This is a genomic window from Achromobacter sp. Root170, from assembly GCF_001428165.1.
In the GTDB taxonomy this organism is placed as follows: Bacteria; Pseudomonadota; Gammaproteobacteria; order Burkholderiales; family Burkholderiaceae_B; genus Achromobacter; species Achromobacter mucicolens.
Genome location: NZ_LMHN01000017.1, coordinates 148043 through 172055, shown reverse-complemented (window position 1 = coordinate 172055; position 24013 = coordinate 148043). Strand labels below are relative to the sequence as shown.

The following is a 24013-nucleotide window of genomic DNA, read 5'->3' as shown; positions in this document are numbered from 1 at the left end:
CAAAATCAAACCGATAGGATGGAGGTTGCTGCCTAGCAGCATTCCAGTCTGCTGCTTTGCAGCATTTCCCACCTTTCCATCCAAGGCTGTACGTGAAACACCCCCTCCTTGCGACCCTTACGCGCATATTTGGCGTCGGCGCGGTCATGCTGCTTGGCGGCTGCAACATGGAAATCCTCTCCCCCAAGGGAGATATCGGCATCCAGGAAAAGACGTTGCTGCTGACGGCGACCGGGCTCATGCTCATCGTTGTCATTCCCGTCCTCATCATGATCGTGGCTTTTGCGTGGAAGTACCGCGCTTCCAACACCAAAGCCGACTACCAGCCCAAGTGGGCTCACTCCACGGCAATCGAAGCCGTCGTCTGGACCGTCCCTTGCATCATCGTGGCGATCCTGGCCGTGATCACCTGGCGCTCCACGCACGCGCTGGATCCCTACAAGCCGCTCGTGTCCGAACACAAGCCGGTGACCATTGAGGTGGTCTCCCTGGATTGGAAGTGGCTCTTCATCTACCCCGAGTACGACATCGCCACGGTCAACGAGATCGCGTTCCCCGTGGACGTTCCGGTCAACTTCCGGATCACGTCGGCATCGGTGATGAATTCCTTCTTCATCCCCCAGCTCGGCAGCCAGATCTATTCGATGGCCGGCATGGAAACCAAGTTGCACCTGAATGCGCGCGAAATCGGCACCTACGCCGGCATTTCGGCCAACTACAGCGGCGGCGGTTTCTCGGGCATGCGCTTCAAGGCCCACGCCATGTCGCAGGAAGGATTCGACAACTGGATCAAGGAAGCCAAGGCTTCTCCCACCGCCCTGACCCCCGAGGTCTACGCGGAACTGACCAAGCGCAGCGAGCGCAATCCGGTCGTGAAGTACTCGTCGGCGCCGCCCGCCATGTTTGATTTCATTCTGGGCAGCACGATGAGCAAGATGGCCGGCGTGGACTCCGCCACGTGCACCTCCACGTCGAATAATCTGATCGCAGGAATCAACTAACAATGCTCGGGAAACTCACCCTCGAGGCCATTCCGTACCATGAACCTATCGTCATGGTTACGCTGGCCGCCGTGTGCCTGGGAGGCCTAGCGGTCTTCGGCGCCATCACCTACTTCAAGAAGTGGAAGTATCTCTGGACGGAGTGGCTCACCACCGTCGACCACAAGCGCATCGGTGTGATGTACATCATCGTTGCGCTCATCATGCTGCTGCGCGGCTTTGCCGACGCCATCATGATGCGCACGCAGCTTGCCGTCGCGTCAGCAGACTCGGCCGGCTTCCTGCCCCCGCACCACTACGACCAGATCTTCACCGCCCACGGCGTCATCATGATTTTCTTCATGGCGATGCCCTTCATCACCGGGCTGATGAACATCGTCGTGCCGCTGCAGATCGGCGCCCGCGACGTGGCGTACCCGTTCCTGAACTCGCTGAGCTTCTGGCTGTTCGGCGCCGGCGTCGCGCTGATGATGATCTCGCTGTTCGTGGGCGAATTCGCCGCGACCGGCTGGCTCGCGTATCCGCCGCTGTCCGGGCTGGACTACAGTCCAAGCGTGGGGGTGGATTACTACCTCTGGGCGCTGCAGATCTCCGGTCTGGGAACAACGCTTAGCGGCATCAACTTCATCGTCACCATCCTGCGCATGCGCGCGCCTGGCATGACCCTGATGAAGATGCCGATCTTCACGTGGACCTCGCTGGTCACCAACGTCCTGATCGTCGCCGCCTTCCCCGTGCTGGCCGCGACCCTGGCGCTGCTGACGATGGACCGCTACCTGGGCACGCACTTCTTCACGAACGACGGTGGCGGCAACGTCATGATGTACGTGAACCTGATCTGGATCTGGGGCCACCCCGAGGTCTACATCCTGGTGCTCCCGGCTTTCGGCGTGTATTCGGAAATCGTTGCCACGTTCGCCCGCAAGACGCTGTTCGGCTACAAGTCCATGGTCTACGCCACGGCCGCCATCGGCGTGCTGTCGTTCCTGGTCTGGCTGCACCACTTCTTCACCATGGGTGCGGGCGCCAACGTCAATGCCTTCTTCGGCATAGCGACAATGATCATCTCGATCCCGACCGGGGCGAAGATCTTCAACTGGCTGTTCACCATCTACCGCGGCCGCCTGCGCATCACGACGCCGGTGCTGTGGACGCTGGGCTTCATGATCGTCTTCGTCATCGGCGGCATGACCGGCGTGATGCTGGCCATCCCCGGCGTGTCGTTCGTGCTGCACAACAGCCTGTTCCTGATCGCGCACTTCCACAACACCATCATCGGTGGCGTGGTGTTCGGCTGCATCGCCGGCATGATCTACTGGTTCCCGAAGGCGTTCGGCTTCACGCTGAACGAACGTCTGGGCCGCTACTCGTTCTACTGCTGGTTCGTCGGTTTCTTCCTGGCCTTCATGCCCCTGTACATCCTGGGCTTCAAGGGCATGACGCGCCGCCTGAACCACTACGACAACCCCGAATGGCAGCCGTACCTGCTGGTCGCGCTGGCTGGCGCCGCGCTGATCATGCTGGGCATCTTCTTCCTGCTGCAGCAAGTGTTCGTCTCCGTGCGTCAGCGCAAGCAGAACCAGGACGTCACCGGCGATCCCTGGGATGGCCGCACCCTGGAATGGTCGATCTCGTCGCCCGCGCCTTTCTACAACTTCGCCCACGTTCCTCACGTCGATGAACTGGACCAGTTCTGGGAAGACAAGCAAAGCGGCAAGGCCTACAAGCGCCCGGCCAAGTACGAAGACATCCACATGCCGAAGAACACCGCCGCTGGTGTCTGGATTGGCGCCTTTGGCCTGGTCATGTGCTTTGCGCTGATCTGGCACATCTGGTGGCTGTCGATCGCCGGCCTCGTGGGCATGATCGGTTCGTTCATCGTTCGCGCCTATGACCGCGACGTCGACTACTGGGTCCCGGCCGCGGAAGTCGAACGCATCGAAAACGCTCACTTTGACAAAATGCAGAAGGCCGCCTGAGCCATGATTCAAGCCGTAGCCACTCACCCCCACGCGGGTCACGACGATCACGCGCATCACGACGATGGATCCAAGACCGTTTTCGGTTTCTGGGTCTATCTGATGAGCGACTTGCTGATCTTTTCGGTGCTGTTCGCCACGTTCGCGGTGTTGTCCAACGCCACCGCGGGCGGACCGTCCGGCAAGGAACTGTTCGACCTGAACTTCGTCCTGGTCGAAACGCTGTTGCTGCTGGTGTCCAGCTTCACCTTCGGCATGGCCAACCTGAACGTGCACGCCAACAACAAGAGCCGTGCCATGGGCTGGTTGATGGTCACGTTCCTGTTCGGCGCGGGCTTCATCGCGATGGAAATCTATGAATTCCATCACCTGATCAGCATCGGCGCCGGTCCGGGCCGCAGCGCCTACCTGTCCGCGTTCTTCACGCTGATCGGTACGCACGGCCTGCACGTGACCTTTGGCCTGATCTGGATCATCGTCATGCTCGACATGATCCGCCGCCATGGCCTGGACTCGATCAACAAGCGTCGTCTGGCGTGCCTGAGCCTGTTCTGGCACTTCCTGGACATCGTCTGGATCTGCGTCTTCACCTTTGTCTACCTCCTGGGAGCCCTCTGATGTCGCACTCCGCTGCGGCCGCACACGGCCACGACGATCACGCCGCCGATCACGGCAGCCTGAAGTCCTACATCATCGGTTTCGTGCTCTCGCTGCTGCTCACCTTCGGCTCGTTCGGCCTGGTGATGCACGGCGCGCTGTCCCACACCGCCACCATCATTGGCGTGGTGGCGCTGTGCATACTCCAGCTGCTGGTCCAGCTGGTGTACTTCCTGCACATGGGCGCATCGAAGTCGTCCCGCGACAACCTGGCCACGTTTGTCTTCACCGTGATGATCATCTTCATCATCGTCGGTGGTTCGGCCTGGGTGCTGTACAACATGAACGTCAACATGGGCCACGCCATGTAAGACGGCCTGCCGTCAGGCAAGCGGAACAGGCGCCCTCGGGCGCCTGTTTTTTTTTCTGCGCTCAAATGAAAGCCGCGACCGCGCGTGGTGGGCAACACGGCGGCAGCGGGCTGCGCTGCCGGCGCGCCCGCGTGGGTCAGCGCGCCGGGCCGGCAGCCGTAAGGGTCACGTCGGCGCGACGCGCCAGTTCCGCGGCCGTCACGCCAACGAAGGGCTGCACGCGCGCGGTCTGGTTCAGGTCGCACCCCGCCGGGCCTGCGGCCGCATCGAGCACCTGCTTGACCGCGCGTCCGCCCATCGGGCTCACCGGACCGCTATTGCCCAACTGCCAGGCCAGCACATCCGCCACGGCCATGCCGCAACGCGCCGGCGTCCGGGGCCTGCCGCCGTATTCCAGCAACAAGCGCACCTTGTTGTCCTTGCCCAGGCTCAGCATGGTCACGAGCGGCAGCGCGTCCGGCGCGGCAACGCCTTCCAGCCGCAGGTCCGGATCGCTCCGGTCCGTGGGGTCCGCCCCCGCCTTCAACCAGGACTCATATAGATCGTCGGGCAGCCACGGCAGGCCGAGCGGCGCGATCCGGTTGCGCAGCGGCACCGCCGCGTCCGCGGCGGCCGCAAGCGGCACGCCCGCCGCCACCAGGCGGTCGGCGGTGGCGCGCAGCCGCGCGCGCTGACCGTCCCATGCCGCGCTGTTGCCGTCAGCCGCCGCGCGTTGCTCCGCGCGGTTCCACACCGACAGCAGGCTGGACAGCGGCTCCGTGGACAGCGGCGCCTGAGGCGGGCGCGCGGCCTGCACCAATTGATCGATCAGACCCGGCTGAAGATAGCGGGCCGCCAGCGACAGGCCCTCGTCCAGTCCATTGCGGTCCGGCTTCTCTTTCGTCGCGCCGTAGCCGCCCACCGCGGGATCGGCCCCGTGCGCCAGCGCAAACGTCACGCGCTCGGGGACGGGAAAGGTCGCGGCCGGCGTCAGGTCGCCGCCCGGAAATTCGCGCAACGCCGAAAGCAGCGGCGTTTCCCACATGGGGCTGTTTCCGTAATACATGCGGATATAGGCGGCATTGATGTCCGCGCCGCGCGCGAGCAGCTTTTCGGCGAACCAGAAGTTCTTCGGGGTTTGCAGCGCCGCGTGCAGCAGCGAGCGCCCATTCTTTTCGCGCGCGTTCGGATTGGCGCCCTTTTCCAGCAGGTAGACCAGGTTGTCCTTGCTGTCGCTGTAGTAAGAGATGCGGCGCATCAGCAGCGGCGTGCCGTTGGAGTCCAATGCATCCACCGGCGCGCCCGCGGCAATCAGCATGTCGGCCAGCGCGTAGCGCTCTGCGGCCGGGCGGGTGTCCTTGGCGTCGGGCAATGCGCTGGCCACCAGCGAGAACCCGTTGTCAGGGCCATCCGCCTTCGCGCCCGCATCCAGCAGCGCGCGCACCATCTCGAGCTGTTTGCGCGACACGGCCACGGCCAGCGCGGACCTGCCGTGTTCGTTCACGCCATTCGGATCCTGACCGCCGGCAAGCTCGGCGCGCACCGCGTTCACATCACCGGCCTGGATCGCCTGAAAGATCGCCAGGCGCGGACGGCAGGCCGACGCATCAAGCGCCGGGGTTTCCAGCGCGGCGCCGATGCGGGCGGCAACATTGCCGGGAATGGCTTCCTTGGCCGCAAGGCGCCGCGTGCAATACAGCCGGTAGTCCTCGCGCGCCAGCGCCTCGTAGTAGGCGCGTTCCTCGCGCGACGTCTCGCGCTGCTTCCAGCGGGCGTCGGCGCGGTTCAGGTAGGCGGCGGTGCGCGACGGATCGCGCCGCAGCACGTCGGTCAGGATTCGGTCCGCCTGCGCCGTGTCGCCCGACTCGGCCAGCCAGAAGCCGTAGTCGTTCAAGGCGGTCGTCATCTCGGCGTCCTTGCCAGCCGGATCGATCTCGCGATAATCCTGCGCCATCACAAAACGGCGCAGATCGGCCAGCGCCCGCTGGAACTCGGCCGTCTTGGCACGCGGAATGGCGCGCGCCACCTGATGCAGGGTTCGGAACGTGGCCGTCACATCCGGCGCCGTCTGGTGCTCGAAGCGCACCTGCGCGGGAAACGCGTCCAGCCGCGAGGGATACTCGCGCAGGACCGCCTGCAGCGTCGTCATGGCCTGCGCCCGGCGCGCCTCATCCCACGGCCGGCCGCTCGTGACCACGGCAAGCTGCACGTCCGCATTCACGGATGCAGCCTCGCCCTTGCCGTCCACCAGAAACCCTGTGGCCTTGCTGGCCGGGGTGCGGTGATCGGCCAGGCCGACCCAATAAAAGGCTTCGCCTGCGCGCGGCGACCTGACCGCCACATTCTCCTCTCGCGAGGCCGTCCAGCCTTCGGGGTCGATCACCAGCGGCTGCGACCGGAAATCCAGCCGGAAGTCCTTGCCTCCCTCGCGCACATAGCGGTACAGGTACAGGCGGTTCTCCATCTGCCCGACCAGCACCACGTCCTTGACGTTCTCGGTACCCCAAACCCGGCGCTCGGGTTCGCGCAGCGGATAGCGCGACAGGCGGATCGATTCGATGACCGCGCCGATGTCGGATGCCAGGGCCGGTGGCGGCGCTGCCGCCATGCCGGCCAGCGTCAGCGCGACGGCGCCAAACAGACGGGTGACAACGGGGCGGAACGGGCGCGGCATGTACAGGAGACGTCGGCAATGAAAGGGATGCCGATGATACCCGTCCCCACTGCACACCCTCGGGTATGTCCCAACGGGGATTGACCCGTAGATGGCACAAACCCGCCGATTATTCGTTATATAGTCGCCCCTACATTGTTTAGTTAACACCTTAGCAAACCGATTCCGCAGCAGATCATCATGGACGCCGAGCCCGTGCCGACCTTTACTCCCGACCCCCGCATCGCCGATCGGGCCCAACGGTTTGCCGACGCCTTGTTGCGTCACGCGCCTCCCGTCCATCCCGATGCCGGCTTTTTTGCCGCGGTCCTGGGTACCAGCATCGCGCACGAGGACCTTGCCCGTAGCGGCTTGTCGCCCGCCGAACTGAAGGACCTTCTGGACTATCTGTTCCCCGGCGCCCTGACCGGATTCGACACCTCCCTGTCCGCGCTGCGCGAACAGTTCGCCGCCTATGTGGGCAAGGGCGCCAGCGATCCGCAACCCGGGTTCACGCTACTGATGCGCGTGCTGCTGGACGCCTACCGCGCGCCCGGCCCCGAGACGACCCAATGGGTCAGCAGCATCCTCGCGCACGCCTGCCTGCGGCCCGATCACCTGTGGCGCGACCTGGGCCTGTCCGGACGCGAAGACGTCACCGTGCTGCTCGCGCGCCACTACCCCGGACTGGTAAGCCGCAACGTCGACAACATGCGCTGGAAGAAATTCCTGGCCTACTCCGCCTGCGAACACGCCGGCCTGCCCGGCGCAGCCGCGCCCGGATGCGGCGACTGCGAGGACAGCGAGTTCTGCTATCGGGCCGCGGCATAAGCAGCGGGGCGGGCCATATTTGACCCGCCCGGGCCAAATATGGCCCGGTCTCTTATCTTATGAATCAACGGCTTACGATGAGCCGGGTCAAAACTGGCCCGGCTCATCGCGCAAACACGCGCGTGGCCGGACAAAGACGGCGGCCGCGTGCAGCGCATTCGGCGCTTTTTGTTCGTAGAGCGTTGATTTCACTGCAGTATTTTTCGCTTCGCCAAACCTGGCACGGATTTCGCATATGTCGTTGCATCCCACCTTCGGGATGCTTCTGGCCCCACCGGGCCCAACGACGACACAGGAATCCGTCATGCCTACTCCCGCCTATATCAGCATCACCGGCAAGACCCAAGGCAACATCACCCAGGGCGCCTTCACCGCCGACTCGGTCGGCAACGTCTACGTGGAAGGCCACGAAGACCAGATCCTGGTGCAAGAGATCGAGCACCGCGTCAACACCCCGACCGACCCGCAAAGCGGCCAACCCTCCGGCCAGCGCGTGCACAAACCCTTTACGTTCACCAGCGCGCTGAACAAGGCGACGCCGCTGCTGTACCAGGCCCTGGCCGCCGGCGAAATGCTGCCCAAGGTTGAAGTGAAGTGGTACCGCACTTCCATTGACGGCAAGCAGGAGCACTTCTTCACCACCGAACTGGAAGACGCCACGATCGTGGACATCACCAGCGTCCTGCCGCATGCGCAGGACCCCAGCAAGGCGGACTACACCCAGCTCATCAAGGTGGCCATGGCGTATCGCAAGATCACCTGGACGCATGCGATCGCCGGCACGGAAGCTTCGGACGACTGGCGCAAGCCGCTGGAAAGCTAAGCCGGGCGCGCCGGGCCGCGCCAATCGCCGCACGGCCCGGCGCCTTCGCGCTCATCGCGCCTCACAGGCGCCGGAGTTGCCCACACCGGTAACTCAGTCCTCTTCTTGACCATCTGCGGCCATAACGATTGCCCCAATCGTCATGGCCGCACAGGATACCGAGATGCCCCGTTTATCCGACATGCGGTTCACGTTCGCCCCCATCGCTGCCAGCGCCAACTTCGAAGTGATCGAATTCACGCTCGACGAAGCGCTCTCCTCGACCTACCAACTGCGCGTGGAGCTGTCCAGCTTTGACCCCGCGGTGGACTTTGGCGCGCTGCTGGACCAGCCTGCGCTATTCACGATCTGGCGCGGCGACACGCCCGTGCGGCACGTGCACGGCGTCGTCACCGGTTTCGAGCAAGGCGATACCGGTTTCCGAAGAACACGCTACCGCGCGGTCGTCGAACCAGCCTTGGCGCGCACGGCGCTCTGCTCTGACTGGCGCATTTTCCAGCAGCAATCCGTGCCCGAGATCCTCGAGCAGATCCTCAAATCCCATGGCATCACCGACTACGAACAGGTCGCTACCAACGAGCACCTGGCGCGCGAGTACTGCGTGCAGGCGGGCGACACCGACCTGCAGTTTCTCGATCGACTCGCCGCTGAAGAAGGCTTGTTCTACCGGTTTGTCCATTCGGACCACGGCCACCGCCTGATCCACGGCGACCGCATCTACGTGCATGGGACGATCGACGGCGGTCCCGTGGCTTACAACCCGACGCCCGGAGGCGACCAGCCGGAACCCGCACTGCACCGCTTCACCTACGCCGAGCACGTGCGCACCGCGCGCCAGACGCACCGCGACTACACCTACACGCATCCGCAGTACGACCAGGAACATTCTTCGGTCACGCGCGACATGCCCCATCACTCCACCCGCTACGAACGCTACGACTATCCCGGCCGCTACAAGCGCGACGAAGCCGGCAAGCCCTTCACCCAAAGCCGCCTGCTGGGCCTGCGCCGCGATGCGCGCATGGCCACGGTCGAGGGCGACGACGCGCGGCTCGTGCCCGGAGTCGCGTTCGACCTGACCGGCCATCCGCGAGAGGACTGGAACCACGGCTGGCGGCCGGTGCGCATGCGCCATCACGGCGTGCAGCACACGAGCCAGCAGGAAGAAGCCGCAGAAGCCCTGCAAGGAACCCAGTACCGCTACACCGCCGACATCATCCCGGACCGCGTGGACTGGAAGCCGGAACCCGCTCGCAAACCGCGCATCGACGGCCCGCAAATCGCGTCGGTGGTGGGTCCCGCCAACGAAGAAATCTACTGCGACGACTACGGCCGCGTGAAGGTCCAGTTCCCGTGGGACCGCCTGGGCAGGCACGACGAACACAGCTCCTGCTGGATCCGCGTCTCGCAAAACTGGGCAGGCGCCGCGTGGGGCCACATGGCGATTCCGCGCATTGGACAGGAAGTGATCGTGGACTTCCTGGATGGAGATTGCGATCAGCCCATCATCATCGGACGCACGTATCGCGCGACCCACCTGCCCCCCTACGAATTACCGCAGCACAAGACGCGGATGACGATCAAGAGCAAATCGCACAAAGGCGACGGGTACAACGAGCTGCGTTTCGAGGATGAACTGGATCAAGAAGAGATCTACGTTCATGCGCAGAAGGACCAGAACATTCACGTCAATAACGACGAGACGACGTTTGTGGGAAATGACCGCAGCGAACGGGTTCAACACGATGAAACCATTGCTGTCGGACACGACCGCAAGGAAACGGTTGGCAACGATGAACACGTCACCATCGGGCAGGACCGGCGTCACACCGTCGGACGTGACGACTTCCTTGATCTCGGACGCAACCATATCATCCGGACAGCCAAGGATCGGATCGAAGATGTCGGCAACCATCGGATCGACAAGACCGCGGCCAATCATTCGATTGATATCGGCGGAAACGCCGAGGTCACCGTCCAAGGGCACCATCAGCTCAATGCCGGGAAGCGCATTGAAAGAAGAACAGTGCTCTATGAGCTGCAAAGCAGCGAAAAGGCCGTGCTGCGAGGACCGGGCGGCGCAATCACGATCGACGACAGCGGCATCACGCTGCAAGGTATTGCCATCAAGCTGAAGGGTCCCATCAGCCAATTGGGCGGCTCGGGCAACCAATTAAGCATCAAAGGCATTGCCGAACAAGGCCGCGCCCTCAATTCGTTGTGCGCCATGCGGGCAGACGGGACGTGCCCGCTCGAACACTGCCCCTGCGGCCGGGCAGGGGCGGGCCAATGACTCTGTCTCGCACGACACCCGACGCGCTCGCCGCGATCGCTGAACAAGAGCCTCACTATTACCTGCTCCTGGACGGCGGACTCGCAACCGGCCTGGAAGCCGAGGTCTCCGCGCTCGATCACCGCATCTGGCATGCGTGGGTCTACAGCGAGACCGAGTATGACGCGCAGTGTCGTGATGGACCTCTGCTCGTGCGTGCGCATTCCGATACGCCCTTGCTGCAGTCGTTCACGACAGACTGGCCGCCCAGACACCTGGGCGGGCTGCTGCTATCACGCCATCCCTTCGAAGTCGTCCTGAATCACCTTCGCTGCTTGCGGCACGCGAGTCTGCCAGATGGCACACAGACATTGCTGCGTCTGCACGAGCCACGAACATTGCGCGGACTGATTCAAGGCATGGACCACCAAGCCACGGACAGCCTTCTCGGCCCCGTGAATAGCTGGCACTGGTGCGAATGGAACGAGGGAAAGGGCGAGTGGTATCGACTCGAACACGGTAATCCCGGAAACGGACAGACTGCAGACGCCTCCCTGTTGCTGACGACCACCCAACTTCACGCATTGCGTGCGCACCAGATCGAATATCGCGACACCCAGTTTTCGCGCCGCCTGCTGGCAGCCAATATCCCCGCCCTCGAGTGCGTTGACGAACTCACCATGCTTACCTATGTGCGACAGCACACCGCTGTCGCCGCGTCGCGCGGATTTGAAAACGATGAAGACCTGTACGGTTATCTCTATGTGTACTTCGGCTATCACGATCAACTGTTCGCGGAGCAAAGCCCGCTGGCCCGCATCATGAGCCAACCGGATGTGCCCGCCTGGCGCCGTGTGCGAAACGCTCATGCCTTCATGAAGGGTGCGGGCTGATGATCGTCATCTCCAAAACCGCGAGAGAACTGAGCAACTGCACGGCCAGCGATTCCGCTGAGTCGTCTCGTCAGTGCAATAAGGTCATTCCCTTCTACCCGCTCAGATATGCCCTTGCCCCGGCGGAAAAGGCCGGTTACGCCTATACCCACAAAAATCTGGAACGCGGATTTCCTGTCCTTGCCAGCAGCCAATACGTGCTGCGCAGCTTGCGCGACGACGACGGCTTTCTCTACATCCTCGATCCGGACAATCGCGAGCAGATCCTGTGCTTCGTCTATCGCAGCCCGGATGGCGAGACAAATGGCGGCAAGCGCAGACCCGCCAGCTTTCAGCGGCTTCAGCTCGACGAGGCGTTTCGCGCGACGGGGCTGGTGGGCGAGCTACTGCCGTTTCCCTATATTCCCGCTTATCACCATGAGCCGAAGATTGTCACGATCTGGTTCGCCGACACGCTCTTGAGCGCCCGCAAGCTCACCGCGATCCATGACGGCTCTACCGCCGCGCTCGGTACATTCGGATCGTCGGTCGATTTGACGCCCTGGCTCACCGCATTCGCCCAAGACCTCAATCCGGAGCAAGCGCCTGAGGTTCCCCACACCCTGCGCCTGGAAGACATTGCGGATCAAAAGCCCATCGGATTGGACGGCGCAACCGTCTCCTGGTCCGAATATGCCGACGGCGTGCTTGCGCCCTCAGTGGCAGCAATGCGCATGGCGCAAGGCCCGGGCAGTGCAAGATTGGCAGTGGTGCTGCACGACCCCGTCGGCATGGCCAGCGAACTGAATCACCGCATCGACGGCGTGCTGCAGCAATGGAGCACATACAACGAGCATGCCGCTCGCCTGCGCTGGGTCAGTGACGCGATCGAAGCGCTTGGCAACAACGTGGCCCGCGAGGCAGAGCTCCAGACGCTCTCGAACGACGCGGTCGGCAGCGCGCTACCGCCAGGCGTGACCGGAGGCGCAGCCAACGCGGCGCGAGCGCGTGCGTACGAAAAGGGCCTCGCCGCCAAGCGCAAGCTGTTCATGGAGTCCGTGGACGAGAAAGCCAGGGCAGAGTTTCTGAAGAACGATGCGCCCACGGTGGGTCGTTATCAGGAGTGGCTGAATGCCGCGGCGGCGGATCTGGTTCCGTGGGGAACAACGTATAACGGACCAGGCGCACTGTCGGCGACGGTGGCGAATCTTTACGACTGGACGGATCCCACCAACTTCGCAGCGGGCCGCGCAGCCGTGGTTCGCACGTTATTCGGCCTGATCTGCTGCACGCCAGGCACGCAGGCGCTCACGCAGCAATTGACACCCGACGGACCGCGAGAAGGCACGCTGCTGGCGTATGCCTTGACAGGCTATCCAAAAATTAGCGCGTGGGCGGCGACGCGTCGGGTATTTGAAGCCACGTCGGATCACCTTGCCACCCAGGCGCTGAATGACCTGGGCGTCCTCGTCAAGGAAGTGATGCCCGACCCAGCATCCAGGCAACTCACTGCCCTGGCCATGCTGGCGTTGACGAACGGAAAATCGTCGATGACGGGAAGTGCCATTTGGAGCAGTCGATACGCCGCCCTTTTCGAGGTCGCCGAGGGCCGGCTGGCAATCCCCCAACAAATCGCCACGCGCGACATCCCGGAACTGCTGCGGCGCGAGGCCAATTTAACGGGCCCGGTCAAATTCCGCATCAGCCCGCTCGCTCAGGGAGCCAAGGATTATGTAACTATCGTCCGCCTTACCTCTGCGATTGAGATCGCTGATATCTCCGCGATTCGAGAGCTCGCCCCAAAGCTGTCATCCAGGCTGTCGTTATGGCATGGGACGAAAGTGAGCCTGGGCGGATTAAACGCTCTTACCTCGGTCACCAACACAGCCACTGCGTTGAATCAACTCTCGGCAGCCGATCAATCCGCGTTGGTGAACAGCTTGAATGTCACGGGAAACCTGCTCGGCATCGGCTGGGCAACAAAGGGATTAACTGCGGCTGTACTACTTCGACAACGGGACATCTTGGCATTAAGCGGAAATGCAGCGAACGCAGAAGCATTCAATAGACTGGCCCACCGGGCCGATCGATGGGCCCTCGCATTGGCAGCGGCCTCTGCAACAGTCTTTGCCTTGAAGGACCTACTTGCAGTTGGTCGGCAGGGTCAGGCCGAAGGAAAGGTAACCGTAGCGGGAATTGCAGTTCAGGGAGCTTCAGCGGCAATCGGCTTTGCTCACCTTCTAGCAAAGGTTTGGACGGAGGCGCTGGCAACTCATGGCGCGAGCGCCGCTGCCCAATTGGCAGGAAGAAGGGCAATTGCTGGCGTCATGGGCCGAGTAGCCCTATGGTTTGCCGCTGCCCCCGTGGGCCTGATCATCTCCGCGTTGCAACTGTCTTACGCCTGGAACCAGACTCGTCTCGACAAGGCAAAAGTGGCTGATTGGATCAGCCAAGGATGCCTTGGACTCAGCCCTACGTTCACGGGACCGAACGAACAGAAGGCGTACTACGAGCTCTTTATGACGCCGAAGGTCGACTCCAGTTACCAATTCAGAAATATCGTGCTTGAGCACATAACGCCTCGATTTGGCTTACCACGGGCCCAGCGAAATATCGCCATTCTCCTGCCCGGCTGGCAGCCGCAGATCAGCTCCTACACCGTCACCCAGCACGTGCTCTTCGGCGTCATGACGGAATCCGTTTCCAATGATCCGACAAACGTGGAGCAAAGGAATGGAAATGGGTACCTGCAGATGAAAGCGCACAACCTTGCGGGCAACACCGTCGTGCGCTATTGGCCGAACGGCTTTACACAACCAGACCTGGTATTGGAGATGACCCACTGATGACCGAATTGCAGCCGAGCCACAACTTCGATGAGATGCTGGCCAATTTGAAAGCCGCACCAGACTGGCAAAAACTTCCCGATATCCGCCTTGCAATGTCGCCGCAGCACGTCACGTTCGTAGACGATTTGTCTGACAAGACGATGTTTAACGAGCGTTACATGGAGAGTCACGTCTTCGTTGGGAAAATGGCATTTGCGCTATACGGGACGTGCGGCGCGTTCGTCGCTACATCAACGGTCCTGGCTATTGCCATTACGCATGATGTCCTTGCGAAAAAAAGTTTGGGCGACATCGCTTTCCAGTACGGGATAATGGTTGTCTTCGCTGTCCTGATGGTCGCATTGGCATACTTTTTCGGCAGATCCGAGCCGGCTTGTGTTCGGTTCAATCGGCAAGCCCAGTTGGTCCACATATATCAGAGCCCTGGAAAGGCGATCACTGCCGCATGGCGCGAGGTTCATCCTTTTACCAAGTTCAGGCCACCCGGCGAAGGTTCGTTTTCGCTCAAACTCGTCTTTCGCATCGGCACCGCAAATTGGGTGGTAGCTCCAGGCGCATTCGATTTTGGTGACGACTCGTCCTTATCAGACAACCTCCTTCGCCTGGAATTTCTGCGCCGATACATGGCCGAGGGCTTAGGTTCCATACAGCCAGATCCGGCGCGCAGCGCGTACAAACCCAGCGGGTTCTCAAAAGCCGTCTCGCTTAAAGATGACCATCTGATCACGTTTCTGTTTGCAAAACTCGTGGCCCTTCCCGGCTACTACCTGGCCGGCGGCCCGCTCATAGATCGATATCTTTTGCGCCGTGCCTCGAATCTGCAGTGGCCTGCCGAAGTCGAACAGCTTTGCGCCCAAGGCGCCGACCTGAGCGGTTATGACACGACGCCCGTGCAAGCAAACAAAAGCATATTCCACCGATTCAACGGTCAAGGCTTCGACCTGGTCGACATCAATGGAACCGTGCTCGGCTGAACGACATACAGAGATTCCCTCCGCCATGTCTCCGGCATTACCTAACAGCATCGGAACTATCCCGGAAGGACTCATGCAACTCTTCCTTTCTGCTTCATGTCGGCAGCGCAGACACCGCGTCTGCGCAGCGGGCGTCCGGTTCCAAGAACGCGCACCCATTCGCCACTTCGACGCGAACTAGCTCATGTCCAACCAAAATGCTCTGCTCACTTTTAAAGAAATGCTGTCCAACCTGCGGGCACGATCAGACTGGCAATCGCTACCTGATATCCGTATCGCAATGTGGCCTGGCCAGGTGAGCTTTTCCGACGATCTCTCAGATCGGAGTCTGTTTAACGAGCGATACATAGAGAGCCGGATCTTCGTCGGAAAGCTGGCTTTTGTTCTCTATCTCGTATCCGGCGCATTCATCTTCACGACGAGCGCGTTCGTGTGGCTCATGTTCGACTGGATATCAGGCGGCGGGTCTGTGGCAGAGGGGCTGGTGCTGCACTGGGACATGGGCGCCTTTGGACTGTTCAGCCTCGTTTTAGGATATGCGCTAAGCAGAATTACACCTGCTTGCGTCCGGTTCAATCGCCAAGCTCAGGCCGTTCACATCTACAACGGAAAGAACAAGGCAACTACGGTTTTGTGGCGAGATGTCCACGCGTTTACCGAATTCAGCGCGTCCGCGGACGGTAAGTTCACCCTTCGACTCGTGTTCAAGACGGAGCCCTCCGGCCTCGCCATGACCTCCGGCGCTTTCGATGTGGCTGATGAGTCAGCGCTCGTCTCGAACCTGACCCGCCTCGAGTTTCTTCGTCGCTACATGGCCGGGGGCCTTGCATCCATTCAGCCCGATCCGCATTGCGTTTCCGCCCAGCCAAGCGGGTTCACACCGCCCGTCATGCTGAAAGACGACGGTTTGATCGACTTCCTCATCGCAAAATTTGTAGTGCTGCCGGCGTACTTATTGGCGGGCGGCCCGCTGATCGATCGTTATCTACTGCGGCGCGCTGCCGACGCTCAGTGGCCAGCCGAGGTTGAACGCCTGTGTGCCACAGAAGCCGATCTGAGCGGCTACGACACGGCTCCCGTGCAGGCCCATGAACACGTGTATCACCGATTCAACGGCCGAGGATTCGACTTGGTCAATTTGCAAGGTGAAGTGATCGGTTGAAGACGGAATGTCTTGCATCCACATCACGGATTTTTGCCTGGTATTGAACACCCCATGAAAGGAGCTCGCATGCAGCCCATCGTCTTAGTCGGCCATCGCCACGCCTGCCCCACTCACGGCCGCGGCACTGTCATTACCGGCGCCGCGCAAGCCCACGTCAACGGCCGCCCCATCGCGCGGGTCGGGGACAAGATCAGCTGTGGGGCAGTGATCGTGACCGGGTCGTCCACTGCCACGCTGGAGGGACGGGCCATCGCCCGGCTGGGCGACACCACGAGCCATGGTGGAGTATTGGTCGAGGGAGAATCGGCGTGGCTGGTGGACTGAGGGCATCAAAACCAATAAGTCGCCCCCACCCCAACGCCGGCATTCCGGCCGGGCGCCGGTTCGTAGTAGCGTCCGTTCGCTTCGTTGACGATCACCGTACCCGCGTAGTCGCGATCGACCAGGTTGTCGACGGGGGCGTAGGCGTTCAGTTTCCGGGCGCCGCGGCGGTTGATGTAGCCGATGCTCGCGGTCGCCCCGGAATCGGTCTGGATGGCTGGTGGACCGATACCGAAATTGGGCTCCCAGAATTCAGGCTGCGCACTCTGACGCGCAATCACACCGGAATCTCCGCGTCCATATCGCTATCGCTATCGACCTCCTGCGCGCTGCTCCGTTGGATCCTTCTGAACACGGAGCGGCAACTACTTCGAGCCGCCCTGCCCGTTCTCGTTCGCCAACGTGGTGCGCCCACTGCTGCTTCGGCTCGCGCTCGCAGGATAGTTTTGCCAAGCCATTCGTAGACGAGGCGACCGAACTACGAAAATTGTATGAAGCTTTGAGGACGGTGAACTGAATGTATTTTATCGAAGCGCAGGCCTGGGCAATGCAGACAACGGCAACATTACGCGGGGAGTATGAGGATGGCATTAAGGTAGCTACAGCGGATGAAAAGGAGCTTAAGGCCAATATCGGGAAAGAATTTGTACGGGAGATCGGCATTGATGAGAAAGTCAGCGAGCATCCCAGTGCTGCAGGGTCTATCTACGCGTTTAACGATATCTATATCGAGCTTCGAGCTGGCGCACTTCAAGATAAGCGTGGTTTCCTTACGCTATTCACTTTGCCGGCGCTCTATCTAGTGTTGACGCTGCTGGAGATGAGTAGCATTTTCAGCACAGTATGGTGGACTCACGTCTATCCATGGTCGAGCAGGCCGGCAGATGCGGGCGACTACATTGCCGCTCTTGCGTTGCCCCTGATAACGCTGGTGCTGATTCTCGTGCTTCGCCGATTTGCATGGCGCTGGCTACGCCTCGAGAACTTTGTTCAACGCCGTCTGCTGATCCGCTTCAATCGCATTACTCGCCAGGTGTATCTGCACCGCCCTCGATACGCCGGTGGAATTGCGGTCCTCGCATGGGAACAGGTCTCGGCGGAAGCTGGGGTGGGCAAGCCTGAGGTTGCCGGCACGGGCACTCAGCTTTTGCTGGCCTGGACGCAGGACATGACGGGACTGCCTCACAGTCACCTCATGTTTGTGGGCAAGACGGCCGATGGGACCAGTGACTTGGTCAATCTCTGGGAGTTCATTCGGCGATACATGGAAGAAGGCCCCGATTCCGTACCGCGCCCCCGCAGACTGCTGACCAAGCTGCCTTGGCCTTGGCTGTCGCTCGCGGCCCCCTGGAGCTTCCTTAAGCCGCTCTGGCGAGCTGGCCAGCGGCGGCTAGTCGTTTGGCTGTCGGTGTTGCTATCTCCCGTCATGTTGATTCATACAGCAGGGCATTGGATTTCGCTGCTTCTGTGTTGGGAGCCGCGCTGGCCCAAGATCATTCGCCAAGCGGGACTTCCTGGAAAACCGTGCCCCCCCCTGTCGGTGGCAGCCGACTGGCCACCTGTTCCCCCACCGACGAGCGCTCCTCATGCCCATACGGGGCGTCTATGAACAAACCATTTGTTGTGTTGAGCGATTCCACCACACACGCCGGGAAGGTGGTCTCAGCGACGACCGGCTTTACCGCAGGAGGCTCACCCGTGGCAGGGTATGGAGATGCCGTTCATTGCCCCCTCCACGGTGCCACTTCAATCATTGCTAGTTGCGCCGGCTTCCAAAGTAACGGCAAGACCCCTGCCCGCGAGGGTGACAGCACTTCGTGTGGCGCCATACTAGTTGCGTCTCAGCGCGGCGTGAGCGCAGGAAGCTAGCCGTACTGGAGGGCAAAGACTGATGCCGCACCCAAAACCCCTACTCACGTTTCAACAAATGCTGGCCAACCTGAAGGCGCGTCCGGATTGGCAGGCGCTTCCGGACATACGGATTGCCATGTGGCCGCAGCAGGTCAGCTTCTGCGACGACATCTCGGACGAACGGTTATTCAACGGCCGAGGCTTCGACTTGGTCAATTTGCAAGGTGAAGTGATCGGTTGAGGACGGAATGTCTTGCATCCACATCACGGATTTTTGCCTGGTATTGAACACCCCATGGAAGGAGCTCCCATGCAACCCATCGTCCTAGTCGGCCATCGCCACGCCTGCCCCACTCATGGCAGCGGCACCGTCATTACCGGCGCCGAGCAAGCCCACGTCAACGGCCGGCCCATCGCGCGGGTTGGGGACAAGATCAGCTGTGGGGCAGTGATCGTGACAGGGTCGTCCACTGCCACGCTGGAGGGACGGGCCATCGCCCGGCTGGGCGACACCACGAGCCATGGGGATGTATTGGTCGAGGGAGAATCGGCGTGGCTGGTGGACTGGGGGCATCAAAACCGATAAGTCGCCCCCACCCCAACTCCCGCATTCCGGCCGGGCGCCGGTTCGTAGTAGCGTCCGTTCGCTTCGTTGACGATCACCGATCCCGCGTAGTCGCGATCGAACAGGTTGTCGACGCGGGCGTAGGCGTTCAGTTTCCATTGGCCCACCTGCTTCACGTAGCCGACGCTGGCAGCGGCCACGAAGTAGGCGGGTGCGTCCGCGTTGTTGGCGTCGTTGACGTAGATCTTGGACAGGTAGCGGCCTTCCACGCCTGCTTGCCAGCCTTCGGGCGGCGCCCAGGCCAGGGACGCGAAGGCCGCCTGGCGTGCGATGCCCGGGATCTTGTTGCCGGCGCGGATGTTGCCCGAACCGTCGTCGGCGTAGCGGGCGTTGAGCAGCGTGTAGGCCACTTGCGTGCGCCAGTGCTGCGCGAATTCTCCGGACCAGCTCATTTCCAGCCCATCGCGGCGTGTGCGGCCGGCGTTCTGGTAACTGGTGCGGCCGCCTGAACTGCCGGCGGAGACGATCTCGTCGTCGGTGCGGGTATGAAAGACTGCAGCCGTCAGCAGGCCGCCTGCCATGCGCGCCTTGATGCCGGCTTCAAGGTTGGTGCTGACCGACGGCATCAAGCCGAAGTTCAGGCCCGGGTCGCCGTCGGGCCGGTACGAGATTTCGTTCAGCGTCGGCGTCTCGAAACCGCGCCCATATGAGGTGTAGACGCTGACGTCGTCATTGACGGCGTAGCGCAGCGCGGCGACGGGCAAGGCCTTGCGGTAGCGCGCGCTGCCGCTGTCGTCGGCGTTGCCGGGGGTGATGTAGTGGTCGTCGGAATCGAAGCGGACCGTGCTGTATCGCAGGCCGGCGTCCAGCGTCCAGCGGTCCGCGAAGTTCCAGGACGCCTGGACATAGGGGTCGGCGTTGTAGACGCGGTTGGTCTCGTCGCGCCGCAGGGCGCCCTGCACGCCGAGTTGCCGGCTGGAGCCCGCGCCAGTGAAGTTCTGGTAGCCCTTGCGGTCTTCCTGCATGGCGTCGTAGGCAAAGCCGCCGATCAGGGTCAGCGCCCGGCCGCCCAGGGCAAGCTCGGACGTCCAGCGCACGTCGGCGCCGCCATATTCGCGTTTGAGGTCGATGACGCCGCCGGCTTGCGTGGGTGGGATTTGCACCGCGGGAGGAATCGACTGGTACTGCGTCGTGTCGCGCTGGCCGTAGTAGACCATCACGCGCAGCGCGTTGCGGCCGTCGACCTGGTGGTCGAAGACCAGCCCGCCCTGCGTCTGCTTTACCGTTTTGCGCGTGTTGTATTGCTCGGCAAGTGGCGCGCTGCGCGGGTCGTCCTGGAACTGCTGGTAGGTCAGGCCCAGCGGATCCTGCGCCTTCAGGTCGACGCTGTTGACGACCAGCGTCAGGCGGCTGTCGTCATTCAGTTGCAGGCCGAGCTTTGCATTGCCCAGATTCTTGCGGGCGGCGCTGTGGTCGCGATAGCCGTCGGTGGTGAAGCGCGACAGGTCCAGCACATAGTCCAGTTGACCGGCACCCGTGCCCGACACCCCGCTTGCCATCGCGCCATAGCGCCATGTGCCATAGCTGCCGCCCCATCCGCTGGCGGTGATCTCGGGCGGGTCGGCGCCGTCCTGCGTGAAGACCTGGATGACACCGCCGGATGAGTTGCCATACAGCGCCGAGAACGGGCCGCGCAGCACCTCGACGCGGTCGATGGAGCCGATGTCGATATTGGAGGTCTGCCCCTGGCCATCCGGCATCGTTGCGGGAATGCCGTCCACGTAGAGGCGCACGCCCCGCACGCCAAACGTGGAGCGCGCGCCAAAGCCGCGGCTGGATATCTGCAGGTCTTGCGCATAGTTCTGGCGGTTCTGAATCTGCAGGCCCGGCACGCTTGCCAGCCCTTCAGACAGGTTGATGCCCGGCTGCTGCCAGCGCATGGCGCTGCCTTGGACGACGTCGACCGAAGCCGGCGTCTCCAGCACCTCGGTGCCCAGCCGTGTGCCGGTCACCACCACGGGGGCCAGCGTGTCGGCCTGCGCCAGCGCGGTGGCAGCCGGCGCAAGCGCCAGTATTGTGCCCGCCGTCCACCGCCAGGTCCCGCTGTCCCGCCATTGCCGCTGTACCAAACTTCTCTCCTGTGCCTGGGCGGGAATGGGTTCTAATACCCGCCATGGAAAATACGCAAGACATCGAACGCCGGCTGTTGGACCTGGAGGTCAAGGCCAGCTTCTCGGATGATCTTCTGGAGCAGTTGAACCAGATCATCGTCCGCCAGCAACAGCAGATCGACCGGCTCATGCGCGAGGTCGCCGACCTGCGCCAGCAGGCGCCCGAGGGCGCAGCTCCTTTTCGCAGCCTGCGCGACGAACTGCCGCCGCACTACTGATTGCGAAGCCTGAAGGCGCTGCAGCCTGGTCATCCTACCCAAGGGTCCTGGCTGGCGCATCCGCCATAGGGGCGCCCGCGCCCGCAGCGAATATCGTGCCCGCTGCGCGGGTCCATCGAGTTCGTGGCCGCGGCTCGTCGAAGCTGCCGGGGCGCGCCGGCGACCCCAAGACTATCTCACGACCAAACGTTCCATCAGCGGCATCAAAGCCTGAAATACGGCAAGAATTTTCCATTGATGGAATTATCTTTTACGGATATCCGGGTTTATCCGCATTCTAGATCGGCGCAAGATTCAGCCATCGGGAAACAGCAACGAACCACGACGGAAAGGCCGCCGGATTCGCTCCCAGGCTCTAGAAATCGGAGGTTTACCATGAAGACCCTTGCAACCGCTGTGATGTTTTCGCTGGCTGCACTGAGCGCCGGCGCCTACGCCTCGCCCAACATCGAACCCAACAACGTGCCCTTCCAGGGTGTCTATGGCACCCCCTACGAAGGTCCGACCCGTGCCCAGGTGCAGGCCGAACTGGCCGCCGCGAAGGCCGCCGCCAAGGCCGCCGGGATCAACACCAACGCCGAACCGAACAACACGCCCTTCCAGGGTGTCTACGGCACGCCGTACACGGGCAAGACCCGCGCCGAGGTCCAGGCCGAACTGGCCGCCGCGAAGGCCGCGGGCCAGGTGTCCAACGTGGAACCGAATGACATGCCGTTCGCGGGCGTGTATCGCGGCAACTGAAGCGGCGCAGATTTACCCTCCCCTTGTTGTATGTTGGCCGCCCGGTTGGGCGGCCTTTTTTTGGCGTACTATCGGCTCAGATTCATGATGCAGACTCGCTTACCGCCAAACCGGCTGTTCACATCAGGGAGCCCATCTTGATATACCCCCGCGTTCTTGCCGCGTTGCTGCTGTCCGGCGGCATGGCGTCGGTGGCGGTTGCCGCCCCGCCCGTCATGCTCAACGACGCCCTCATCACCCAGATATCCAAGGCCGACCGCGCCTCGTTCCACGAAGCCGTGGCGCAAGCGCTGAACAGCTCGGCCGACGGCCAGAGCACTGAATGGAAAAGCGCGCACCAGCCCAAGCGTGCGGCGCCGATCACGGTGCAGCTGACTCCCAAGCAGACCACCCGCGCCGGCAACGACCGGGTTTGCCGCTTCCTGGTGGGCAACTTTGCGCGGACCAGCACCACGGAAACGTGGCAGTTCTGGTTCTGCAAACAGCCCGACGGCACCTGGAAGGCCAGCGCCAACTAGGCCGTCCGGCGCCCCCCGAAGAAAAATGCGCGCCAGCCCCGTAAGGGGTGGCGCGCATTGTCATGCCCGCGCAAGACGCGCGGGCCGGTGAAGGCCGATCAGGCGCCTTCGACGCGGTTGGCGTCCAGCACGGTCATGGCCGTCATGTTGATGATGCGGCGCACGGTGGAGCTGTTGGTCAGGATGTGCACGGGGGCATTGGCGCCCAGCAGGAACGGACCCACCGCCACATTGCCGCCCGCGGCGGTCTTGAGCAGGTTGTAGGCGATGTTGCCCGAGTCGACGTTCGGGCACACCAGCAGGTTGGCTTCGCCCTTCAGCGTGGAGGACGGCAGGATGCGCATGCGCAGCGCCTCGTCCAGCGCGCAGTCGCCGTGCATTTCACCGTCGATTTCCAGTTCGGGCGCGGATTCGCGGACCAGTTCCAGCGCGCGGCGCATCTTTTCGCCGGAGGCCGAGCTGCCCGAGCCGAAGTTCGAACGCGACAGCAGCGCGACCTTTGGCGCCAGGTTCATGCGCGCCATTTCCTGGGCGGCCATGATGGTGAATTCGGCGATCTGCTCGGCCGTGGGATCGTCGTTCACGTGCGTGTCCACCAGCACCACCGTGCGCTCGTCGAGCAGCAGGATGTTCATGGCGGCATACACGTTGTGGCCGGGGCTGCGGCCGATCACTTCGTCCACGAAACGCAGGTGGTCGTGGTACGCGCCCACCGTGCCGCAAACCATGCCGTCGGCATCGCCCAGGTGCACCATCATCGCGCCGATCAGCGTCAGGCGGCGGCGCATTTCCACGCGTGCCATTTCCTTGGTAATGCCGCGGCGGCTCATCAGTTCCCAATACGTCGTCCAGTACTGATGGAAGCGCTCGTCGTATTCGGGGTTGGTGACTTCGACGTCCTCGCCCAAACGCAGGCGCAGGCCGAATTTTTCGATGCGCGAGAGCAGCACGGCGGGACGGCCCACCAGGATGGGACGCGCCAGGCCTTCGTCGACGATGACCTGCACCGCGCGCAGCACGCGTTCGTCTTCGCCTTCGGTGAAGACGATGCGCGCCTTACCGCCCGAACGGACGATGCGCTTGGCGGCCGAGAACAACGGCTTCATGAACGCGCCCGAGTGGTACACGAACTGCTGCAGCTGTTCCTCGTAGGCTTCCAGATCGGCCAGCGGGCGCGTGGCCACGCCGCCTTCCATCGCGGCCTTGGCCACCGCCGGCGCGATGCGCACGATGAGGCGCGGATCGAACGGCTTGGGGATCAG

General features: G+C 62.5%; 22 protein-coding genes and 1 pseudogene. 19 read left to right on the top strand and 4 right to left on the bottom strand.

Annotation, left to right across the window (positions count from 1 at the left end; all coding sequences use genetic code 11):
- Window positions 1-92 precede the first annotated feature (92 nt).
- Genes cyoA through cyoD form a run of 4 tightly spaced genes read left to right on the top strand, consistent with a single transcriptional unit; the run spans window position 93 to window position 3948 of the window.
- On the top strand, window positions 93-1001 hold the full coding sequence (cyoA, locus tag ASD87_RS21525) for a ubiquinol oxidase subunit II (protein ID WP_056326366.1): 909 nt from the start codon (window positions 93-95) through the stop codon (window positions 999-1001).
- 2 nt (window positions 1002-1003) lie between these two features.
- The gene (gene cyoB / locus ASD87_RS21520) at window positions 1004-2980 is read left to right on the top strand and encodes a cytochrome o ubiquinol oxidase subunit I (RefSeq protein ID WP_056326363.1); all 1977 of its coding nucleotides are present in this window, start codon (window positions 1004-1006) and stop codon (window positions 2978-2980) included.
- A gap of 3 nt (window positions 2981-2983) precedes the next feature.
- Complete coding sequence (gene cyoC, locus ASD87_RS21515; RefSeq protein WP_056326361.1) at window positions 2984-3598, top strand: cytochrome o ubiquinol oxidase subunit III; 615 nt, start codon at window positions 2984-2986, stop codon at window positions 3596-3598.
- Window positions 3598-3948 carry a cytochrome o ubiquinol oxidase subunit IV gene (gene cyoD / locus ASD87_RS21510; RefSeq protein WP_056326358.1) on the top strand — a complete coding sequence of 117 codons (351 nt, stop codon included), beginning with the start codon at window positions 3598-3600 and terminating at the stop codon, window positions 3946-3948. Before cyoC ends, cyoD begins: the two co-directional genes overlap by 1 nt.
- Window positions 3949-4084: 136 nt before the next feature.
- Here the strand turns inward: cyoD and ASD87_RS21505 are convergent, their stop codons facing one another.
- The gene (locus tag ASD87_RS21505) at window positions 4085-6601 is read right to left on the bottom strand and encodes an ankyrin repeat domain-containing protein (RefSeq protein ID WP_056326355.1); all 2517 of its coding nucleotides are present in this window, start codon (window positions 6599-6601) and stop codon (window positions 4085-4087) included.
- Between the two features lie 180 nt (window positions 6602-6781).
- Between ASD87_RS21505 and ASD87_RS21500 the strand changes: the two genes are divergently transcribed.
- The 8 genes from ASD87_RS21500 (at window position 6782) to ASD87_RS21465 (ending at window position 16690) form a co-directional block, all read left to right on the top strand.
- Window positions 6782-7411, top strand: a complete 630-nt coding sequence (locus ASD87_RS21500) for a nitrogen fixation protein NifQ (RefSeq protein WP_056326351.1) — start codon at window positions 6782-6784, stop codon at window positions 7409-7411.
- A gap of 304 nt (window positions 7412-7715) precedes the next feature.
- Complete coding sequence (locus ASD87_RS21495; protein WP_056326349.1) at window positions 7716-8234, top strand: Hcp family type VI secretion system effector; 519 nt, start codon at window positions 7716-7718, stop codon at window positions 8232-8234.
- 163 nt (window positions 8235-8397) lie between these two features.
- Window positions 8398-10527, top strand: a complete 2130-nt coding sequence (locus ASD87_RS21490) for a type VI secretion system Vgr family protein (protein ID WP_056326346.1) — start codon at window positions 8398-8400, stop codon at window positions 10525-10527.
- The gene (locus ASD87_RS26735) at window positions 10524-11399 is read left to right on the top strand and encodes a DUF4123 domain-containing protein (RefSeq protein ID WP_082586392.1); all 876 of its coding nucleotides are present in this window, start codon (window positions 10524-10526) and stop codon (window positions 11397-11399) included. The genes ASD87_RS21490 and ASD87_RS26735 overlap by 4 nt, the downstream gene beginning before the upstream one ends.
- On the top strand, window positions 11399-14224 hold the full coding sequence (locus tag ASD87_RS21480; RefSeq protein ID WP_056326341.1) for a toxin VasX: 2826 nt from the start codon (window positions 11399-11401) through the stop codon (window positions 14222-14224). Before ASD87_RS26735 ends, ASD87_RS21480 begins: the two co-directional genes overlap by 1 nt.
- On the top strand, window positions 14224-15201 hold the full coding sequence (locus ASD87_RS21475) for a hypothetical protein (RefSeq protein ID WP_056326339.1): 978 nt from the start codon (window positions 14224-14226) through the stop codon (window positions 15199-15201). Before ASD87_RS21480 ends, ASD87_RS21475 begins: the two co-directional genes overlap by 1 nt.
- A gap of 184 nt (window positions 15202-15385) precedes the next feature.
- Window positions 15386-16363 carry a hypothetical protein gene (locus tag ASD87_RS21470; protein WP_156403489.1) on the top strand — a complete coding sequence of 326 codons (978 nt, stop codon included), beginning with the start codon at window positions 15386-15388 and terminating at the stop codon, window positions 16361-16363.
- 69 nt (window positions 16364-16432) lie between these two features.
- Window positions 16433-16690, top strand: coding sequence for a PAAR domain-containing protein (locus ASD87_RS21465; RefSeq protein ID WP_056326333.1), 258 nt, complete (start codon window positions 16433-16435; stop codon window positions 16688-16690).
- Between the two features lie 5 nt (window positions 16691-16695).
- Here the strand turns inward: ASD87_RS21465 and ASD87_RS21460 are convergent.
- Window positions 16696-16884: pseudogene (locus ASD87_RS21460) on the bottom strand (hypothetical protein); the annotation flags it as partial.
- 320 nt (window positions 16885-17204) lie between these two features.
- Here ASD87_RS21460 and ASD87_RS21455 point away from each other — a divergent pair.
- From ASD87_RS21455 to ASD87_RS21450, 4 genes are read left to right on the top strand one after another with little or no spacing between them, the layout of a single operon-like run.
- Window positions 17205-18296 (top strand): DUF6708 domain-containing protein, encoded by a 1092-nt coding sequence (locus ASD87_RS21455; protein WP_056326328.1) that lies wholly within the window; start codon window positions 17205-17207, stop codon window positions 18294-18296.
- Window positions 18293-18556, top strand: a complete 264-nt coding sequence (locus ASD87_RS27670) for a PAAR domain-containing protein (protein ID WP_082586391.1) — start codon at window positions 18293-18295, stop codon at window positions 18554-18556. Before ASD87_RS21455 ends, ASD87_RS27670 begins: the two co-directional genes overlap by 4 nt.
- Window positions 18557-18614: 58 nt before the next feature.
- Window positions 18615-18779 (top strand): hypothetical protein, encoded by a 165-nt coding sequence (locus ASD87_RS27020; RefSeq protein ID WP_156403488.1) that lies wholly within the window; start codon window positions 18615-18617, stop codon window positions 18777-18779.
- A 54-nt stretch (window positions 18780-18833) separates the two neighbouring features.
- Complete coding sequence (locus ASD87_RS21450; RefSeq protein WP_235512785.1) at window positions 18834-19124, top strand: PAAR domain-containing protein; 291 nt, start codon at window positions 18834-18836, stop codon at window positions 19122-19124.
- Here the strand turns inward: ASD87_RS21450 and ASD87_RS21445 are convergent.
- Window positions 19112-21178: a TonB-dependent receptor gene (locus ASD87_RS21445; RefSeq protein WP_056326996.1), complete on the bottom strand. Its 2067-nt coding sequence runs from the start codon at window positions 21176-21178 to the stop codon at window positions 19112-19114. The genes ASD87_RS21450 and ASD87_RS21445 overlap by 13 nt on opposite strands.
- 98 nt (window positions 21179-21276) lie before the next feature.
- Here ASD87_RS21445 and ASD87_RS21440 point away from each other — a divergent pair, with 98 nt between their 5' ends.
- The 3 genes from ASD87_RS21440 (at window position 21277) to ASD87_RS21430 (ending at window position 22751) form a co-directional block, all read left to right on the top strand.
- Window positions 21277-21492, top strand: a complete 216-nt coding sequence (locus ASD87_RS21440) for a SlyX family protein (RefSeq protein ID WP_056326323.1) — start codon at window positions 21277-21279, stop codon at window positions 21490-21492.
- 375 nt (window positions 21493-21867) lie between these two features.
- On the top strand, window positions 21868-22233 hold the full coding sequence (locus ASD87_RS21435) for a DUF4148 domain-containing protein (RefSeq protein WP_056326321.1): 366 nt from the start codon (window positions 21868-21870) through the stop codon (window positions 22231-22233).
- 137 nt (window positions 22234-22370) lie between these two features.
- The gene (locus ASD87_RS21430; protein ID WP_142053645.1) at window positions 22371-22751 is read left to right on the top strand and encodes a hypothetical protein; all 381 of its coding nucleotides are present in this window, start codon (window positions 22371-22373) and stop codon (window positions 22749-22751) included.
- Between the two features lie 98 nt (window positions 22752-22849).
- Here the strand turns inward: ASD87_RS21430 and ASD87_RS27400 are convergent.
- The coding region (locus ASD87_RS27400; protein ID WP_255357280.1) for a phosphate acyltransferase at window positions 22850-24013 on the bottom strand (1164 nt) is incomplete at its 5' end.